Below are 18,081 nucleotides of genomic sequence, written 5' to 3'. Positions count from 1 at the left end.
TGTATTTGTTTCGCAAAACTATTTTACAACAAAATGAGGAGGCAGGGTGAATTTATTTTTTATTTTATTTTTCCTAGACTTTTTGCTTAAGTTCGCGCCTATGGGGCCTGTCCCCGGATAACGACTGAAATAGTCCCAAATCCGGGGAAGCCGCCTCATTTTTCCCCAAGCAGACTCAACATCCGGGGACAGGCACCTTCCTCGCTTTTCTTTGTCCTATGGGTCAGCCGCCGGCCGGAATGAGCCAGTCCCCTCCCATAAAGCCAGTCCCCTCTCAGTACGCGACCCTGCTGCCGTCTTTCACTTTACTGTCATAAGGATTCGTGATCACTGTCTCCCCCTCTTCCAGCCCGGACCGGATCTCCACCCGTCCGGCGCTCTGGGCGCCGGTCTCCACCGGTACTAATACCGCCTTATTCTTCCGGACCACATATACAGCGCTGCCCGTCCCATCGGGGATCAGGCATCCGACTGGTATGGACAGGACGTCTTCGGCTGCGGTAAAGGTGAACGTGACATCCACTTCGTATCCAGCCCCGATACCGTCCGGAAGATTCTCCGCGGACAATTCCACCGTACAGCGGTTTTCTGTCAATCCGACCGTAGATACCATATCAACCGCGACAGGGGAAATAAAATCCACAGACGCCTCAAACGCAGTCCCATCCGCAAGGGTACACTGCGCGGTATCCCCCGCCTTCAGGGCCAACGCGTCCTCAGCCAGCAGGGAAACCTGGATCAGCATCCCCTCTTCGTCATAGATCACTGCCACCGGCTGGTTCTCTGTGACGAAACTGCCCTCATCCGCCAGCAGATTCCACAGCACTCCCGTCTCAGGGGCGGTAACCGGCCCCCGCTCCATCTTTTCTTCCAGATCGTCAATGGTAATCTGAAGCTGCTGGGCCGCCGCATAGGAACTGTTGTCCGTATTGGAACCGCTCTTGCCCAGGGCTTTTAACTGTTCCTCGCAGGAGGCGATGGTCTCTTCATAATAAGCCCGGGTGGTATCCGAGCTGTTGTTCTGTGCAATGATTAGCTGCTCCTCAGCCGCGTTCATCTGGCTTTGCAGTGCCTGCACTTCCCCTTCTCCCGGCGTATAACTGCCCGGCATATCCTTGTAATAATCACGGGCGTTTTCATAGGACTGGACTGCCTGCTCATAGTTAATCCGGGCGATCGAGAGCTGCGCTTCCGCTGTTCCCCCTTCCCCGAACAGACTGTCATACTGCTGCCTGGCGGCCGAGAGCTGCTGCTCTAACTGGGTGCGTCTTACGGATATCTCCGCTTTCGCATTCTTATTCTCGGAGTAAATGGCCGACTGCTGAAGCTTCAGGGAATCGATCTGATTCTGAAGCTCCTTTTTCACCACCTCCGTGTCGATCTCCAGCAGAGTCTCCCCTTCCTGTACTTTCCGCCCCGCTTTCACAGGGACTGTCTTAACCGTTCCTGTCATGTTCGCATTGATGGTGACGCTGTGTCCGGGCACCAGATGTCCCTGCTCCGTAACGTTCTGCGCAAGGGGGCCGCGTACGGGATCTTCCGCCTTCACCGTCAGAGGCTGCAGCAGATAGAATGCGCCGGCGCCGGCACAGGCCACGATCAGAACGATAGCAAGCAATATTTTATATCTTTTTTTCATGATGAATCCCCCGTTATTCTCGTTCACGCAGAAGTTCCACCGGCGTGATTTTTTTCATTTTCTTTAAAATAGCCCGGTTACTCATGGCCACTGCCAGGAAGATAAGTCCCACCGATACCACTAAGGAGGCGCCGTCCACGAAATCCGGAATCGAGAACAGCTCCAGCGCCATTGTGCTGGAAATCAGCCTGCTGGCCCCCATGGTCATCGGTATCCCCAGTATCACTCCGCCCAATGTGAGCAGCCATTGGCTGACCGATACGGTATCCAGGCACTGCCGGTCAGACAGGCCCAGCATCCGCAAAGTGGCTAGCTCCCTTTTAAGCTCCTCGAAGCTGATCAAAGAGCTGGTATAGATAACCGCCAGGCCCACCAGAACCCCCATGAATGCCATGATTCCCATGATACCAGTTAAGTTCCCCATCATTCCCCGGTATTGGTCAACCCGCTGCTGCCGGTTCTGAACCGTGGTCACTGCAGCGGCGTCATTAAGCTGGTTCAGCAAATCCTGGCGCACCGGCTCCGGCGCCTTGATTAACATGGATGTATATGCATCCCTGTATTCACTGATCTGGCCGACTGCGTCCAGAGACATATAGGCATTGCTGCCCAGATATTGGGCAAACACGGCGGTTACCGGTACCAGGCTTACGCGTTTTTCCGGATAAGATACCTCCACTTCCAGCAAGTCGCCGGAGGATACCCCCAGCCGGCCGGCCATATGTACCGACAAGACCAGTCCTTCGGGCTGTACCCGGACCTCCCGCCCGTCCTCACCGTAGAGCCGGCACAGCTCGGAATCTTCCGGAATCCCCTGGATCACGGAGTCGATCTCATCTCCTATGCCCCGAAGGACCACCGGTACTTCCACGATTCCCTCGATCCGCTCGATACCTGGACTGCGCACCGCCCGCCGCGCGTCACCGGCAGCTACCGGGGCACTGAAGGATACGGTTATATCCTGCTGCTGATTCTTTTCCAGATAATCGAACAAAAAGACGTCAAACAGCGAGTTCATGGAGACCAGAGTCGCCGTGATCATATAGGCGCAGGCGATCCCGAACAGTGAGAGCGCCGACCGTCTGGGATTGCGCGCTATACTGCGCACCGCCATAGTTCCCGGCACTGTGAACAGTCCGGTAAACCCCGGGATTCTCTCCAGAAACAGCTGCCGTGCATTCTTCGGCGGGGCGGGGCGCAGCGCCTCGGCCGGCACCAGCCTGGTTGCCGATTTCACGGACAGACCTCCCACAAACGCACAAAAGAGCGTGGCTGCAATTATCCCTATCACCATATAGCGCGGCGATATCGGCGATGACACTTTCGGCAGACTGAAGTAAACCCGGTAAAAATCAGCCATCGGTCCCGCAGCCATACTCCCGCAGATCCCGCCGAACAATCCTCCGGCCAGTCCCACCGCCGCCCCATACGCGGTATAGTGCCAGGCGATGGACCGGGCTGGAATACCCAGAGCCATCAGTGTGCCGATCTGGGTCCTCTGCTGTTCGATCAGACGGTGCAGCGTTATGTACAGGATGATCGACGAAACCATCAGAAACAGGAATGGGATGGCACCAGTAGCTTTTTTCAGCTGCTCCAGTTCCATCTCCAGAACTGAGACAGACAGTTCCTCTTTATTTTCGTAGACCCGATAACAGCCGTAGGGCTTCAGGGTTTCTTCCACATCCTTTTGTACCTGTGTCCAGTCCGCGTCCGGACGGAGGGTCAGCACAAAATTATTGGCCCGTCCCTGCATTCCATATAATCTGGCCATCACGCCGTAATCCATAAAAGCGGCATCATAAGTGTCCGGCGTAGGCAGCAGTTCGTTGATATTTTTCACCAGATAGATATTCTCCGGCGATATACCGCTGCCCACAATGGTAAATGTGGTTTCCCTGCCCTCCACAGATAGTTTCAGGGAATCCCCCAAAGACAGATCCCATGCTTTACGGAAGCCGTCTCCCGGGATGATCTGCCGCTCTCCCGCCTGGGGCATCATTCCCTGTGAAAGAAGAGGCAGGTTATAGCCATCCTCTTGGATGGAGATAAGTTTCAGATCCACTTGAGCCGGCAGACCTGCCACCCTGGCTGTCTTCACCAGCCGGGCTTCGGCCTTGCTGATTCCGTCGATGCGCTCCAGTTCCTTCACTGCCGAAGCCGGAGCCTCCTGCACTTCCGCAAACGCGTCGCAGAAATTGGTCTTTTCAAAAAAATATTCCTTGGAATCTGCCAACTGATCCGCAGCGATCGACAGCACCGAGTATCCGGCAAACCCTGTCATCACAATAACCGCTGCAACAAGATAGGAGGCGGCACCTTTACGCATATCCCGAAGCATCTTCCGCAGCAGATATCCTACCATGTCATTTCCTCCGCGGATACGGGAGCCGGGTTCGTTTCCACCCGCTCGATGTGTCCGTCCCGCATATAGAACACCCGGTCGGCCACCTGGGCCATGCCCGCGTTATGAGTGATCGTGACCACCGCGCAGCCCAGGCGTTTCCGGACTTCCAGCAGCAGATTCACCACGGCGATACTGTTTTTGCTGTCCAGAGCGCCGGTAGGCTCATCGCACAGCAGCAGGCCGGGATTCTTCACTACCGCCCTGGCGATGGATACCCGCTGCTGTTCCCCGCCGGAAAGCTGGGATGGGAAATGCTTGCTCCGCTCCTTAAGCCCCACCATCGAGAGGGCTTCGTCGGGACTCATAGGGGAGGGGACGATACTGGCGGCAAGCGCCACATTTTCCCTTGCGGTCAGGGACGGGATCAGGTTAAAAAACTGGAACACAAAGCCTACGGTGTCTTTCCGGTATTCCGCCAGCTGCACATCGTTTAACCGGGTAAGCTCCCTGTCCCGGTACCAGATCTGTCCGCTGCTGGGCCTGTCCATCCCGCCCAGCATATTGAGCAGTGTGCTTTTTCCAGAGCCGGACGGCCCGAGTACTACGATAAACTCACCCTGGGCGATGTCAAAGGTCGCGTCCGCCAGGGCATTCACCTCGACTCCGGCTCCTCCGTAGGTTTTACTGAGGGTTTCCCCCCGAAGTATGGTTTCCGGCATGCTGCACCCCCTTTTCTGCAATTCCGTATGTCAGAATTTCAAAGACCTGTGTTATTTTATTGAGAGCCTCTTCCTGTCCGCCCTTGCTGTAGTATTCCTGGAGCAGTGAAGTGGCCATGGGCAGGATCATTTCGATCACCAGGTTCAGATCCACGTCTTTGCGCACCAGCCCTTTTTGCTGGTCCTGCTGAAGATACTCAAGCACCTCGCTCTGGGACTGCCCCATCTGTCCCACGATACGCCGGATGAACTCACTATCATCCTGGGCCATCAGCATTCCGATCTGATTGTACCTGGGACACTGCTCGATCCATTCCAGTATGGCCGGTATGGAGGCCAGCGCAGCCTCGAAAAATGTGACATCCCCAGGGGGTTTCGGATACTTTGAAAATATTTCCAGCTTCTCATGGCCGATCTTATTAATGATCAGCATGTAGAGGTCCTCTTTCCCCGAAAAATACTGATAAAAGCTCCCCCGGGGAATTCCCGCCGCTTTCACGATCCTATTGATGGACGCGTCTGAGTATCGGTACCTGGCAAACTCGTCGATGGCGGCTTCTATAATACGTTCTTTCTTCTGCGAAGAGAGATTTTCGAACGTGGATGTGGGCAAGAAAGATCATCTCCTTTTTGATATGACAGGGTTGTCATATCGTTTTTATCAGTATAGTACGATATCCCGAAAATAGCAATAGCAAATTGGGAGGGGACTGGCACCTTTCGGTAGGAAAGCTAAATTTTCAAGTAACTGCGTAGAGAAAGGGGCCTGTCCCCGGATGTTGGCTTATCCAGGGAAATAAAGCGAGTGCTTCCCGAGAAGGATGGACCATTCCAGTCAACATCCGGGGACAGGCCCTTTTCTCCACGCAGTTACTTGTTCACATATACAACAAATTTTCTTGTTTTGCCGGATTCCCCATGTTACAATAAAAAACAAACGGGATTATCCACACGTATTCCATCCCGCTGTATGCAGAACAGCAGCAAACTGCTTATAAATAAAAAGAGGCCGGGGGCAATGAAAAAACATACGCATTTTATTCTATTTATCCAAATAATCATACTGGTGTCCGGCATGCTCACAGGATGCGCATCGGGGCAGAACCAGAATATTATATTTGAATTTAGTCAGGAAGACACGGAATCACAGGTCCCCTTGACTTTTTTTGGGTTCAAATATGAGGCTCTCAATGTCATGGCCATCGAAAACTCCCTGCATGGTTTCATGGACAAATATCCGGATATCTCTATCTCCTATGACGGCATTAAAAGCCCCCAGTATTTTGATATTCTCGAGAAAAGGATGGCAACCGGAAACGGGGATGACGTCATTATGCTGGATCATGCCAGGGTACTGGAGCTGAGCCGCCAGGGAAAACTGACGGATCTTTCCGGCCTGTCCACACTGGAGAATTTCAGCGAATTAGCCAAAAACCAGATGTCCGCCCTCGATGGTATTTATTATCTTCCCACCTCCATCTCCGCCTTCGGCCTGTACTGTAATCTGGATCTTCTGAAGGAGCACGGGCAGGCGGTTCCGGATAATCTGGCGGAATTTGAAAAAGTATGTGACTATTACGCAGCGGAAGGTATCACGCCGATCGTAGCTAATAACGATATCTCTCTTAAAACGATAGCCCTGGCAAAATCTCTGTCCCCCTATTATCATTCGGATGATCCATCCGGTGAGATCGCGCGTTTCAATGACAACCCGGCTGATCTGGCAGAAGCTCTTTGCCCCGGCTTCCAACTCGTGGAGCGGATGCTAACGCGTCAATGGGTCGATCGGGAAGAGGCAAAGCACACGGCAAAGACAAAAGATGATCTGATTACTTTTTCCAAAGGGGAGCATCCATTCATGTTAACCGGCGCTTGGGCCGTTCCCCGGCTGCGGGAACTGGAGCCTGGTTTTGAATTTGAAGTCTATCCCTATCCCATCCTGGATGACGGAAGCGTGCTGGTGATCAATATGGACACCCGTATCGGCATCAATGCCGACACCCCCTATCCGGAAGAAGCCAAACGATTCGTGGAATACCTGACCCAGAACGATGTCATGTGGGAATTTGTCGACAGCCAGAGTTCCTTCAGCCCTCTGCAGGAGAACCGGCTGGCGCAGGACAAAGCGATCCAGCCCATCGGCCCGTACCTGACCAACGGCCGCAGTGTGATCGGTTCGGATGATAACCTGCTGTTTCCAATCTGGGATCTGTCCCGGGAATGCATAGAGGGTATGCTGGACGGTGACGATGCGGATACGGCTGTATCCCGCATGGGCAGACTGCTGACAGAATAGAACGGATGAGGCTGGAGGGACCAATTATGAAAATAAAACACAAATGGAAAACGCTTCTCCTTGTAATCCTGTCTGTGTCACTAGTGCTTGCCGGCAGTGCCTACTATCTCATGAGTGTACAGCACTCCCTATGGCTCAAATCTGTGACTGATGTACTGGAAGTGACAACTCAGGGACGTCATGCGCTGGATACATACATCGAAAAAGATATGGAGATGCTGCACTGGCTGGCCACGGATCTGTCCGGGGAAGATTCCAGCGCGGATAAGGCGATTCTGGACGAGCTGCGGCCTCTGTCCGGTGATTCGGAATCCTCCTATATTTGTATCAACCTGGATACCGGTACGCTCTACACCGCTTTGCTTGAGGAGGCGCGGGAATTGGAGCCGGAACAGGTTGAGGTCTTTTCGTCCCTGCAGGGCAGCGGAATCCGGGAACCCTATCTGGACGGCCGTACCGGCGTGTGGACGTTTGGATATTATGAGAGGTTTCACTTTCGGGATGGAGCAGAGGGGCTCATACAAAAATCGCTGCCTCTCTCTGAGATCGCGGAGCGGTTCTCCCTGTCTTTCTACGACGATACCGGATTCTCCTATGTTGTCAACCCAAAGGGTGATATAGAGATCCGTTCTCTGCACCGCAACAGCAACCGCACCTTTCAGAACCTGTATGATATCATCGATCTGCAGGGCAATGACCCGGATGAAATCCAGTCGTTCCGGACCGCATTGGAACAGGGGAAAAAGGGGGTTGCCCGTTTTAACTATCAGGAAGAGGATTATGTATTCTGTTATGTGCCTATGGAAAAGGTGCCGGGATGGTATCTGGTATCCATCGTCCCCAACCGTGTCATCATGGAACAGACTCATAATATCGTCCGGAATTCCCAGGTATTTCTGATTCTGATACTGGCCAGCGGCCTTATAATGGCTGCCTTTTACCTGGTCCACCGCAATTCCTCCCAGCAGATACTTCAGGCGGAGGAACATGCACGCCGGGCCGCGGAGAGCGCGAACATTGCCAAAAGCCGTTTTCTCTCCAATATGTCCCATGATATCCGGACTCCCATGAACGCCATAATCGGTATGACCCAATTGGCGTCCAATCATGCCGCAGAGCCGGACAAAGTCAGGGAATATCTGAAAAACATTGAACTCTCAGGGCAGCTGCTGGTGGGGCTGATCAATGATGTGCTGGATATGTCCAAAATCGAAAGCGGTAAAATGAAACTGCAAAACGTGGATACATCATTGGAAACGCTGTTCACGAACCTTGTAAAAATCATACAGCCGACGGCTGCGCAAAAAAACCAGCACTTCCACATCTATTTACATGACATTACACACGAAGTACTTTATTTTGATCCGCTGCGCCTGAACCAGGTCATCATCAACCTGCTCTCCAACGCGGTCAAATTCACTCCGGATGGCGGCACGATCCGTGCAGATATTACAGAAAGCCCTTCCGCCAGGGAAAACAGCGCCCATCTGACCATCCGTGTGGCAGATACCGGTATCGGAATGAAGCCGGAATTTCTCCAGCACATCTTTGATTCCTTCTCCAGGGAGCAGGATGACCGGGTACATCAGACCGAAGGTACCGGCCTGGGAATGTCCATTGTCAAAATGATCGTGGACATGATGGAGGGAACCATCAACGTAGCCAGCCGGCCGGGAGAAGGTTCTGTATTTACCATTGATCTGGACCTGCTCCTTCCTGTCGGTCCTCTGCCGGAAGACCTGACGCTGCCTGACATCCGCGTTCTTTTGGCGGACAGCGATTCCGACGGAAGGCGTTGCGCCGGAGCTTATCTGCAGGCTTTGGGGATCTGCCCGGACATTGTAGAGTCAGGGCAGGCCGCTGTGCGCAAAGCAGAGGACGCCCATACCCGCAGGGAAGATTACGCTCTGGTTCTGCTGGACTCGGAACTCCCGGATCTAAGTGTCATCGAGACGGCCCGGGCTATCCGGGAACGAACCGGTCTGGCGAAGCCCGTACTCATCGTCTCCGCCTATGATTCTGCCGCTATGGAGAAAGAAGCGGCAGACGCCGGAGTGAATGCCTTTCTTCAGAAGCCATTTCTGAAAACCGCTCTCTGCCGCTGTATCCGCCAAAATATCCTGCACGGCGGGCAGCCGCAGGAAAGCGGAATTATTTCCCAGGATCTGAACGGCAGACGCATTCTTCTGGCGGAGGACAATATCCTGAACCAGGAGATCGCCCAGGAATTACTGGAAGGCATGGGCGCCCGAATGGATGTGGTGCCCAATGGTCTGGCCTGTGTGGAGTCATTTGAAAAGTCAACTCCTGGGTATTATGACCTGATACTGATGGACGTGCAGATGCCTGTCATGAACGGTTATGAAGCCACACAGCGGATTCGGAGCCTGGACCGTGCGGATGCCGGTACCATCCCGATTCTGGCTATGACCGCGGATGCATTCGCGGAGGATATCGAGGCGGCCTTACATGCAGGAATGAACAGCCATCTGGCCAAGCCGCTGGATATCCCGGCGATGATGCGGGAGATCCAGCGATTTCTGAAGCCCTTATAGAATGTTATATAAAAAGGATCAAAGAATCGCCGCTTACAAGTACCCATGCGTCCGCAGATACGGATTTTTCTCATGGGATATGCTGGGGCCGGCCAGGGATTTTCGGTATTTTTGGGGCGGCTGTCCGTAAAAATACTGGAAAGCCCTGGTGAAAGACCTGCTGTCGGAGAAACCGTTGTCCAGAGCGATCTGCAGGATGGAAAAATCACTGTCCGTGAGATCCTGGTAAGCGTGGTGCATGCGGATGCTGGTCAGATATTTTTTAAATGTGGTGCCCAGACACTCTTTAAAGGTCCGGGACAGATGCTCTTTGGAGATTCCGTAATCACGGGACAGGGTATCCAGGGAAATGGGCTCCCGGTAATGCGTATCGATATAGGCGATGATATTCTGGCAGCGTTCCATGTACTTCTGGGTTTTGATGGCGGTGGGCACCTCCTTCTCCCTCCTGAACTCGGTCAGAAGAATATAGAGGATCTCATAGAAGCTGCTGTTCAGCTTCAGCTGATAATGGGGATTCGTTTTCCGGTCCTTGAACACGGGATAGATGCCCTCGAAGATCCGGCCTAACTGAGTATATCCGGCCTTCTCCTGTTCCAGCACAAAACAGATATCCTCATAGGCGGGATAGATCTGTTTTAGAAAAGCCACCGGAAAAATAATGGTGATCGCTTCCGCCGGACTGGAACCTTTCATACAGCAGCCGTGGACTTCTCCTCCGTTGATCAGGACCAGGTCGCCTACCTTCGCCACAGACCGGCGGCCGCCCACGTCAAAGAGCCAGTCCCCTTTCAGTACATAGGTCAGCTCCAGGCTTCGGTGCCAGTGCTTATCCACCTGCATGATATGGTTCTCTGAGTGCAGATACACCCAGGCGAGAAACTTTTCCGGAACCTTGATGGTCTCGTGGGGATATTCCATGGGCAGCCTCCTTCTTTGCCGTTACCGGAGCTTTTCCGCTTTTTCTTCCATTCTCTTCGTCATTTCATGATTTTTCAATCTTCGTTTTCTATCTCCATTATGGTAAATTCCGATAAAATTGTCAATATTACGTCAATAAATATCAATTTTTTGTATATTTTTCGCTAACAATCGAACTGAAACTCCCCCGAAGTGGTACTATAATGAAATCATTAAAGACAAGAATATACCCGCATACCGAGGCAAAGAGGCTGTCATGATGTAATAGAAAAGTTATTACGGATATGGCGGCCTTTCGAAAATGAAAATATGTGGGAAGGAGTTTCAAAGGAGGTAAGTTATCTGTGAAAAAGCAGAAAATGGGATTTTGGCGCCATGCGCTGTTCCTGGGGCCGGCATCCGCGGCCTTTGCACTGGCGGTAGTCGTTCCGTTTGTGATCAGTGTCCTCTATTCGTTTACGGACTGGAACGGCGTAGCCAACGATATTAAGTTTATCGGTTTGGATAACTTCGCGAGAATCTTCTCCGGGAAATCTGATTTTCTCGGTTCTTTCTGGTTTACACTGAAGATCTCGGCGGTAAATGTCATCCTGATCAACGTGTTGGGAACGCTGCTGGCGGTAGCGCTTACGTCGGCCATCCGCGGAAAAGGACTGTTCCGTGTAGCCTTTTATCTGCCAAATACGATCGGAGGCCTGATTCTGGGTTTCGTATGGCAGTTCATCTTCGTCACCGGTTTTCCTGCCATCGGTAAACTTCTTCAGTCCGGCTTTTTTGACCAGCAGTGGCTGGGTACCGAGTCCACCGCTTTTCTGGGGCTGGTGATCGTCAGCGTCTGGCAGAATGTGGGCTATGTGATGGTGATCATGACCGCGGCTCTGATGGGGGTCCCTTCTGACCTGATCGAATCTGCCCGGATCGACGGCGCGTCGTCCGTGCGCACTTTTTTCAAAGTAAAGCTGCCCCTGTGTATGCCCTACATAACCGTATGCCTGTTCTGGACGATCTCCAACGCCTTTAAGATGTTCGAGCTGAATTACTCACTGACCAAGGGCGGTCCCTATGGATCGACGAATTCCATGGCCCTGTATATTTACAACGACGCCTTTGCCAACAATAAATACGGGTTAGCCACTGCCGAGTCTTTAGTGTTCTTCGTAATCATCATGGTCATAACCGGCATCCAGATGTACTTTACCGGTAAGAAAGAGAGGGAGTACCAATGAAAAAAGGTAAAATCGGATCTGTCCTCCTGTTCTTTGTCATGATCCTGGCGGTCCTTGTGTTCCTCTATCCTCTGTTCGTGGTGGTGATGAACTCCTTTAAGCCGCTGGGCGACATCATCGCAAGGCCCCTTGAGATTCCCGATATCCTGCATCTGGAGAATTATATCAATGCCTGGAAAACGGTAGAGATCCCCAGGGTCATGTTAAATACCTCCGTGGTAACTGTCCTCTCTGTAACCGGGATCGTACTGCTGAGCGCTATGAGCGCATACTGGTCAGAACGTCATCCCACCGTATATTCCCGCATATTATCCAAACTGCTGGTCCTGTCCATGCTAATCCCTTTCGCGTCCCTGATGATCCCCCTGGTGCAGGTGATGCGGGTATTCCGCCTGAACAATTCCCTGGCCGGCGCCATCGTCACCTACTGGGGGATCGGGCTGGCCTTCGCCTTCTTTATGACACAGGGAGCGGTAAAAGCTCTTCCTTATGAGCTTGAGGAGGCGGCCAGAGTGGACGGCTGCGGCCCGGTGCGTATCTTCTGGCAGATCATTCTGCCCCTGCTGCAGCCCACCATGGTAACCATATTCGTGATGGATATCTTCTGGATCTGGAACGACTTTATCGTGCCGCTGATTCTGCTGGACAGCAGCCAGTTAAGCACGATCCAGCTGGCGATCAAGAAGTTGTTCAGCCAGTATTCCAGCCAGTGGGATCTGGCGCTTCCTGCGCTGGTGATCTCCATCGTCCCCATATTAGTGGTATTCGTCCTGTTACAGAAAAAAATCGTCGGCGGTATCATGGCCGGAGCTGTAAAAGGATAAATATAGAAACCAAAACCGTTGTCACAGAAGGAGGAAACGTATATGAAAGAGAGAAAAAGAATTTTGGCGCTGCTGTTGTCAGGAGTGATGGCCCTGGGTCTGTTTGGCTGCGGAGTCACGACCGGTTCGAAAGAGGCTGCCCCGGAAAATACCCCGGCACCCGCTTCAGATGCCGGTACAGCCGCTGAGAATAAGGGGACCGACACGGCCGACGCAGGAAATGCAAAGAAAAAGACGATCTACATTTACCAATTAAAGATACAGATCGACGAGGCATTAAAAAATGTATGCAAGCAGTATTCCGAACTGCATCCGGAGGTGGAATTCGTGGTGGAATCCGAGGCGGATAACTATTTTACCTCGTTAAAGACCAAATTTACCGGCGGACAGGCTCCGGACGTGTTTACCATCGTAGGTAACGCTGACGCGAAACTGTGGCAGTCCCATCTGGAGGATTTAAGCGACCAGCCCTGGGTGGCGGATATGATCGACCTGGCCAAGCAGGATATCACCATCGACGGCGGCGTATACGGACTTCCTGTATCCGTCGAGGGATATGGTTATATGTATAACAAGAAACTGTTTGAAAAGGCAGGAATCACCGGTGTGCCCACCACCTTATCTGAAATGAAGGACGCCGTGGCTAAGCTGGAAGCAGCCGGTATCTCTCCTATTACCGAACCCTATATGGACTGGTACCAGGCAGGGAATTTTATGGTAAATGTCGGTATGGCGAGGCAGGAAGATCCCATGGCTTTTCTCCAGGGCTTAAACGACGGCAGCACCACCTTCGTGGATAACCCCGAATTCCTGACGCTGGCGGATTATCTGCTCTACGATGTATCCAAGTGCACCAACCCGATGAATACGGACTTTAACACACAGACTTCCCAGTTCAGCAACCAGGAAGTAGCCATAACCCTGGGCGGTAACTGGAACCAGCCCACGCTGGACGAAGCCGGAGGGGATCTGTCCGCAGGCTTAATGCCTTTCCCCATCGACGACGACAAGGAATCCAATGACATGCTCTTTGCCGGAGTAACCGGATACTGGGGCATCAACAAGGATTCTGAAGCAAAAGACGAGATCAAAGAATTCTTTACCTGGCTTTCCACCACCCCGGAGGGACAGAAATGTATGACCACGGACCTGCAGATGATACCTGCCTTCCAGTCCTTTGAAGCGGACCCTGACAGCATCGGCGAACTGGGAACCGATCTCTCTTCCTACATCAGCCAGGGCAAAGTGTACGGCATGTACCACTCCTACTATCCGGACGGATTCGCCCAGGCAGCCGGGGAAGCCGTACAGAAGCTGGTGGCCGGCAACATCGACGGGGCTGCTTTCACCCGTGAGCTTCAGAACGGCTGGGATAACTTAAAGACGGAGTAAACGGAGGTTTCTTTGTGAATATTGAGGATATTATTAAAAAAATGACCCTTCATGAGAAGGTAATGCTCTGCACCGGTAAAAATTCCTGGAGAACACGGGACTACCCCCACCTGGGGGTGCCGTCCATCCTGATGAGTGACGGAACCAGCGGAGTGCGGTTCCAGACCGGCTCCGATGATCCTGGGCCCTCCACCTTTTATGACAGTTTGAGCGGCCGTTTTGACGACGAGAAGGCGCTGAATCATACCTGCGAGGCCACGGCATTTCCCTCCGGCTCGGCCATCGCCTGTTCCTGGAACAAAGACCTGATCCGCCGGGTCGGCCGGGCCATTGCCGCTGAATGCCAAAGCATCGGCATTCAGCTGCTGCTGGGACCGGGTATCAATATCCGCCGGCATCCTCTGACAGCCCGGAACTTCGAATACTATTCCGAAGATCCCTGTCTGGCCGGAGATCTGGCGGCCGCCCTGGTAGAGGGCGTACAGAGCCGGGGCGTGGGCACCTGCATGAAGCACTTCGCCTGCCATAACTCCGACACCCGCAGGACCCGGGTCAATGTAAAGGTGGAGGAACGGGCTCTGCGCGAAATCTATCTGGCCCCTTATGAGCGGGTGGTAAAACAAGCGGACCCCACCTGCGTCATGTCCGCCTATAATCAGATCAACGGGCAGGAATGCAGCGGCGATAACCGCTATGTCCGCGACATTCTGAAAAAGGAGTGGGGATTCGACGGCTGTGTCATCTGTGATTGGGGCGCCGTCAAAGATTCCGTCGAGGCGTCCAGAGGCGGCATCGACCTGCAGATGCCCTTAAGCCCGGCCTCCGCCAAATATCTGGAGGAAGCGGTGCAAAGCGGCCGTCTCGATGAGGCGCTGTTAGATGAGCGGGTCCGCAATATCCTGAAGCTGGTACAGCGCCTGACCGAATCCGCCCCTGCCGGTACAGACACCGAAGCGGACTTCCCACGGCATCATCAGCTGGCCCGGGAAGCTGCAGCGGAGAGCATGGTGCTTTTAAAAAATGACCGGGTGCTGCCTATCCTGCCCGGATCGGCTAAGAAGCTGGCCGTAGTGGGTCTGCTGGCGGAGCAGCCGCTGTACCAGGGTACCGGCTGCGCCATCGTCCGCGCCAGGGAGGTGGATATTCCCCTGACAGCCATAAGACAATATGCCGCTATGATGAACATGGATGTCACCTATATTCCCGGTTACAGCGCGGATGGCAGCATCGACCGGGACCAACTGGCAAAAGCGGAACTTGCAGCGCGGGAAGCTGACCTGGTGCTGGTATTCGCCGGTTCCTTCCTCCCCGAGGAGGATGACGACTATAACCGAAAGAGCATGGCGATCCAGGAAGGGCACGAGGCGTTAATCCATGCGGTATCCAAGGCCAATGAGAATACGGTGGTAATCCTGGCAAACGGGGATGTATGCGAGATCCCCTGGGAGGCAGAAGTTAAAGCGATACTGGACGTATGGTACAGCGGCGAAGGCATGGGACAGGCCGCAGCGGATATCCTGTTCGGAAAAAGTAATCCCTCCGGCCGCCTCTCTGCCACCATTCCCTTCCGGCTCTGCGACACCCCCGCCTATCTGGAGTTTCCAGGCAATACGTTTGACCTGGCTTATAATGAAGGGATCTACGTCGGTTACCGGTATTATGACAAAAAAAATGTGACGCCCCGCTATCCTTTCGGTTACGGGCTGTCCTACACCAATTTCCACTATTCCGGCCTGAAGGCCGGCGATGATTACCGTGTTCCCGGGACATACCGGGTCACCGTGGATATCACGAACCAGGGTGCGTACAGCGGCAAAGAAGTTGTGCAGCTATACATATCCCAGGCCGCTCCAGAACTGCCCCGCCCTGTCCGGGAATTAAAAGCCTTTGAGAAGGTGTACCTGGAACCGGGAGAGACAAAAACCGTCTCCTTTGATCTGTCTGAGAGGGACTTTGCCTATTATGACCCGGAATCTGCAGACTGGATCGTGGACTCCGATACCTTTATGATAGAGATCGGAGCTTCCAGCAGGGACATCCGGGAAAGCCATAAAGTTCAGGTAACCAGCGAACGAAAGCCTGTGCGCAGACTGCGGAAGGACTGTGGGTTTGCAGAGCTCCTTTCCTCCGAACAGGGCAGAAAAATATTTTATGATTTCCTGGTGGAACGAAAGCTGCTCACAAGGGAACAGCTCACTCCGGAGACAGAAAAATCATTCCTGTGGGCATTCTGGCCAGTCCGGTGTTTTCTCGATATGGGGGCCGGCGGCACGATCACTTACGAAATGGTCGATGATCTCATCGACCGGATCAATCAGGCACTGGAAAATTGTTGATCCTATTGTTCCACAGGAGGAATTTCGATGGACAGAATATTATTAAAAAATGCGTCGGCAATCGTAACATGCGACCCGGCGGATCATGTGTTCTATGACTGCGATATCTTGATCGAAGGACCGAAGATCCTCCGGATAGGTAAAAATCTGGACATAAAGAGCCAGCATAGTACAGAAAAGCAAAACCAGTATGAAGCAGCGGAACCGAACAGGTCAAAGGACTGGAGTGCGGCGGACGCGCAGATCATAAACGCCAGGGGAAAATTCGTATATCCCGGGCTGATTAACACCCATCACCATTTCTTTCAGACTTTTGTCAGAAACCTGACCGCTATTGACTATCCCAACCTGATGGTGATGGACTGGATCGAAAAAATATATCAGATATTCCAGATCATAGATTCCGAAGTCATCTACTACTCCACCCTGGCCGCCTTCGCGGATCTGATCAAGCACGGCTGTACCTGCGCCTTCGACCACCAGTACTGTTATACGAAAAAAACGGGCAAATTGCCGGCAGACAGGCAGATGGAAGCCGCAGAACTGCTGGGCATCCGCTATCACGCCGGAAGGGGAACCAACACCCTTTCCATGACCGACGGCAGTTCGATCCCCGATAATATGCTGGAAACCACCGATGAGTTCTTAAAGGACTGTGACCGTCTGATCGGCCAATATCACGATCCGCGCCCGTATTCCATGAGACAGATCGTCATGGCACCCTGCCAGCCGCTTAACTGCCGTCCGGAAACCTTCCGTGAGACCGTGCGCATGGCACGGGATAAGAAGGTGCGTATGCACACCCACCTGGGTGAAGGTGAAAATGAGGGCATGCTGGCCCGCTACGGCAAGCGGACTATGGATTGGTGTCAGGAAATGGGTTTCATCGGACCGGATGTATGGTATGCCCATGACTGGGAAGTGCTGCCGGAAGAGTATCAGGTGCTGGCCGGAACGGGTACGGGTATATCCCACTGTCCGGCGCCCGCTGTATTAGGAGGGTTCCCGATTCTGAACCTGCAGGAAATGGACCGGGCCGGGGTACTGTTAAGCCTGGGCTGCGACGGTTCCGCCACCAACGACAGTTCCAATCTGCTGGATTCCCTGCGTATGGCATATCTGATGCAGGCCTACCACGCCAAGAAGCGCGGAGGCTGTGTATCTGCCTACGACATGTTGAAAATAGCTACGGTGAACGGGGCAAAGACACTGGGACGGACGGATCTGGGAAGTCTGGAGCCTGAAAAAGGAGCCGATCTGTTTTTGATTGACACGGAGAACCTGGAGCTTGCAGGCGCTCTGCACGACCCGAAGAACCTCCTGGCCCGGGTAGGCCAGACCGGCCCCGTATGGATGACCATGATCAATGGAAAAGTCGTCTATAAAGACGGGGTCCTGAACGGTGTGGACGAGAAGCGTCTGGCCGCTGAGGGTGAGGCAGTCTGCAGCAGAGTCATCCGTGCCGGCAGCAGTGCCTTTCCGCGCTTTCAATAAAATTCATAATCAACACTATTCTCGTAACGGAACAAGTTAGGATCGGAGAACTGGGAAGAAGGCATTCAGCTTTCCGCTTCTTCCCTGTCTCTGACCCGTATGTCTCTTAATCCAGCTTACCGATTATTTTCTGTTCTATCGTATCTCTCGGTCCCCAAAACCTGCCGATCCAGTATTTTTCCCGGTATATCTATAAAATCCTGTACAAAATCCGCTTGAGTGAAAAAGTAAATTCCGCATGTAAACTTAAATTCCACACGGAAGACTAAATTCGGTATTAAAGGGTTTGACGAAATGCGTCAAACCCTTTAAAGTGGAATTTAACCGGATAA

At 53.0% G+C, this 18,081-nt stretch carries 12 protein-coding genes; 7 read left to right on the top strand and 5 right to left on the bottom strand.

Annotated features, from left to right (window positions below; all coding sequences use genetic code 11):
• Positions 1 to 274: 274 nt before the first annotated feature.
• The 4 genes from ABC831_RS25485 to ABC831_RS25470 are packed head-to-tail and all read right to left on the bottom strand — an operon-like array spanning position 275 to position 5,318.
• Positions 275 to 1,639 carry an efflux RND transporter periplasmic adaptor subunit gene (locus ABC831_RS25485; RefSeq protein ID WP_343250891.1) on the bottom strand — a complete coding sequence of 455 codons (1,365 nt, stop codon included), beginning with the start codon at positions 1,637 to 1,639 and terminating at the stop codon, positions 275 to 277.
• 13 nt (positions 1,640 to 1,652) lie between these two features.
• Complete coding sequence (locus tag ABC831_RS25480) at positions 1,653 to 4,004, bottom strand: ABC transporter permease (RefSeq protein ID WP_343250890.1); 2,352 nt, start codon at positions 4,002 to 4,004, stop codon at positions 1,653 to 1,655.
• Positions 3,998 to 4,705 (bottom strand): ABC transporter ATP-binding protein, encoded by a 708-nt coding sequence (locus ABC831_RS25475; protein ID WP_343250889.1) that lies wholly within the window; start codon positions 4,703 to 4,705, stop codon positions 3,998 to 4,000. Before ABC831_RS25475 ends, ABC831_RS25480 begins: the two co-directional genes overlap by 7 nt.
• Complete coding sequence (locus ABC831_RS25470) at positions 4,668 to 5,318, bottom strand: TetR/AcrR family transcriptional regulator (RefSeq protein ID WP_343250888.1); 651 nt, start codon at positions 5,316 to 5,318, stop codon at positions 4,668 to 4,670. The genes ABC831_RS25475 and ABC831_RS25470 overlap by 38 nt, the downstream gene beginning before the upstream one ends.
• A 405-nt stretch (positions 5,319 to 5,723) precedes the next feature.
• On the opposite strand from ABC831_RS25470, the gene ABC831_RS25465 reads away from it, so the two are divergent.
• Both ABC831_RS25465 and ABC831_RS25460 read left to right on the top strand, forming a co-directional pair.
• Positions 5,724 to 7,001: an ABC transporter substrate-binding protein gene (locus ABC831_RS25465; RefSeq protein WP_343250887.1), complete on the top strand. Its 1,278-nt coding sequence runs from the start codon at positions 5,724 to 5,726 to the stop codon at positions 6,999 to 7,001.
• Between the two features lie 26 nt (positions 7,002 to 7,027).
• Positions 7,028 to 9,556 (top strand): response regulator, encoded by a 2,529-nt coding sequence (locus ABC831_RS25460; RefSeq protein ID WP_343250886.1) that lies wholly within the window; start codon positions 7,028 to 7,030, stop codon positions 9,554 to 9,556.
• Positions 9,557 to 9,589: 33 nt separating this feature from the next.
• Here the strand turns inward: ABC831_RS25460 and ABC831_RS25455 are convergent, their stop codons facing one another.
• Entirely contained in the window at positions 9,590 to 10,477 is an 888-nt protein-coding gene (locus ABC831_RS25455; RefSeq protein ID WP_343250885.1) for an AraC family transcriptional regulator, read from the bottom strand.
• A 344-nt stretch (positions 10,478 to 10,821) separates the two neighbouring features.
• Here ABC831_RS25455 and ABC831_RS25450 point away from each other — a divergent pair, with 344 nt between their 5' ends.
• From ABC831_RS25450 to ABC831_RS25430, 5 genes are read left to right on the top strand one after another with little or no spacing between them, the layout of a single operon-like run.
• Positions 10,822 to 11,703: a carbohydrate ABC transporter permease gene (locus tag ABC831_RS25450; protein WP_343250884.1), complete on the top strand. Its 882-nt coding sequence runs from the start codon at positions 10,822 to 10,824 to the stop codon at positions 11,701 to 11,703.
• The gene (locus tag ABC831_RS25445) at positions 11,700 to 12,527 is read left to right on the top strand and encodes a carbohydrate ABC transporter permease (protein ID WP_343250883.1); all 828 of its coding nucleotides are present in this window, start codon (positions 11,700 to 11,702) and stop codon (positions 12,525 to 12,527) included. The genes ABC831_RS25450 and ABC831_RS25445 overlap by 4 nt, the downstream gene beginning before the upstream one ends.
• Before the next feature lie 42 nt (positions 12,528 to 12,569).
• Positions 12,570 to 13,919: an ABC transporter substrate-binding protein gene (locus ABC831_RS25440; protein ID WP_343250882.1), complete on the top strand. Its 1,350-nt coding sequence runs from the start codon at positions 12,570 to 12,572 to the stop codon at positions 13,917 to 13,919.
• Between the two features lie 14 nt (positions 13,920 to 13,933).
• On the top strand, positions 13,934 to 16,255 hold the full coding sequence (locus ABC831_RS25435) for a glycoside hydrolase family 3 C-terminal domain-containing protein (protein ID WP_343250881.1): 2,322 nt from the start codon (positions 13,934 to 13,936) through the stop codon (positions 16,253 to 16,255).
• A gap of 27 nt (positions 16,256 to 16,282) precedes the next feature.
• On the top strand, positions 16,283 to 17,749 hold the full coding sequence (locus ABC831_RS25430) for an amidohydrolase (protein WP_343250880.1): 1,467 nt from the start codon (positions 16,283 to 16,285) through the stop codon (positions 17,747 to 17,749).
• The last annotated feature ends 332 nt before the right edge of the window (positions 17,750 to 18,081 follow it).

The organism is Diplocloster hominis (assembly GCF_032380655.1).
GTDB lineage: Bacteria > Bacillota > Clostridia > Lachnospirales > Lachnospiraceae > Diplocloster > Diplocloster hominis.
The sequence above is the reverse complement of the archived record's forward strand: the minus strand, read 5'-3'. Positions and strand labels throughout refer to the sequence as shown.

Excerpts from the sequence above, each read along its gene's own strand:
- ABC831_RS25440 (WP_343250882.1), top strand. The coding sequence starts at position 12,570 with ATGAAAGAGAGAAAAAGAATTTTGGCGCTGCTGTTGTCAGGAGTGATG.
- ABC831_RS25430 (WP_343250880.1), top strand. The coding sequence starts at position 16,283 with ATGGACAGAATATTATTAAAAAATGCGTCGGCAATCGTAACATGCGAC.
- ABC831_RS25475 (WP_343250889.1), bottom strand. The coding sequence starts at position 4,705 with ATGCCGGAAACCATACTTCGGGGGGAAACCCTCAGTAAAACCTACGGA.
- ABC831_RS25460 (WP_343250886.1), top strand. The coding sequence starts at position 7,028 with ATGAAAATAAAACACAAATGGAAAACGCTTCTCCTTGTAATCCTGTCT.
- ABC831_RS25465 (WP_343250887.1), top strand. The coding sequence starts at position 5,724 with ATGAAAAAACATACGCATTTTATTCTATTTATCCAAATAATCATACTG.
- ABC831_RS25480 (WP_343250890.1), bottom strand. The coding sequence starts at position 4,004 with ATGGTAGGATATCTGCTGCGGAAGATGCTTCGGGATATGCGTAAAGGT.
- ABC831_RS25455 (WP_343250885.1), bottom strand. The coding sequence starts at position 10,477 with ATGGAATATCCCCACGAGACCATCAAGGTTCCGGAAAAGTTTCTCGCC.
- ABC831_RS25485 (WP_343250891.1), bottom strand. The coding sequence starts at position 1,639 with ATGAAAAAAAGATATAAAATATTGCTTGCTATCGTTCTGATCGTGGCC.
- ABC831_RS25445 (WP_343250883.1), top strand. The coding sequence starts at position 11,700 with ATGAAAAAAGGTAAAATCGGATCTGTCCTCCTGTTCTTTGTCATGATC.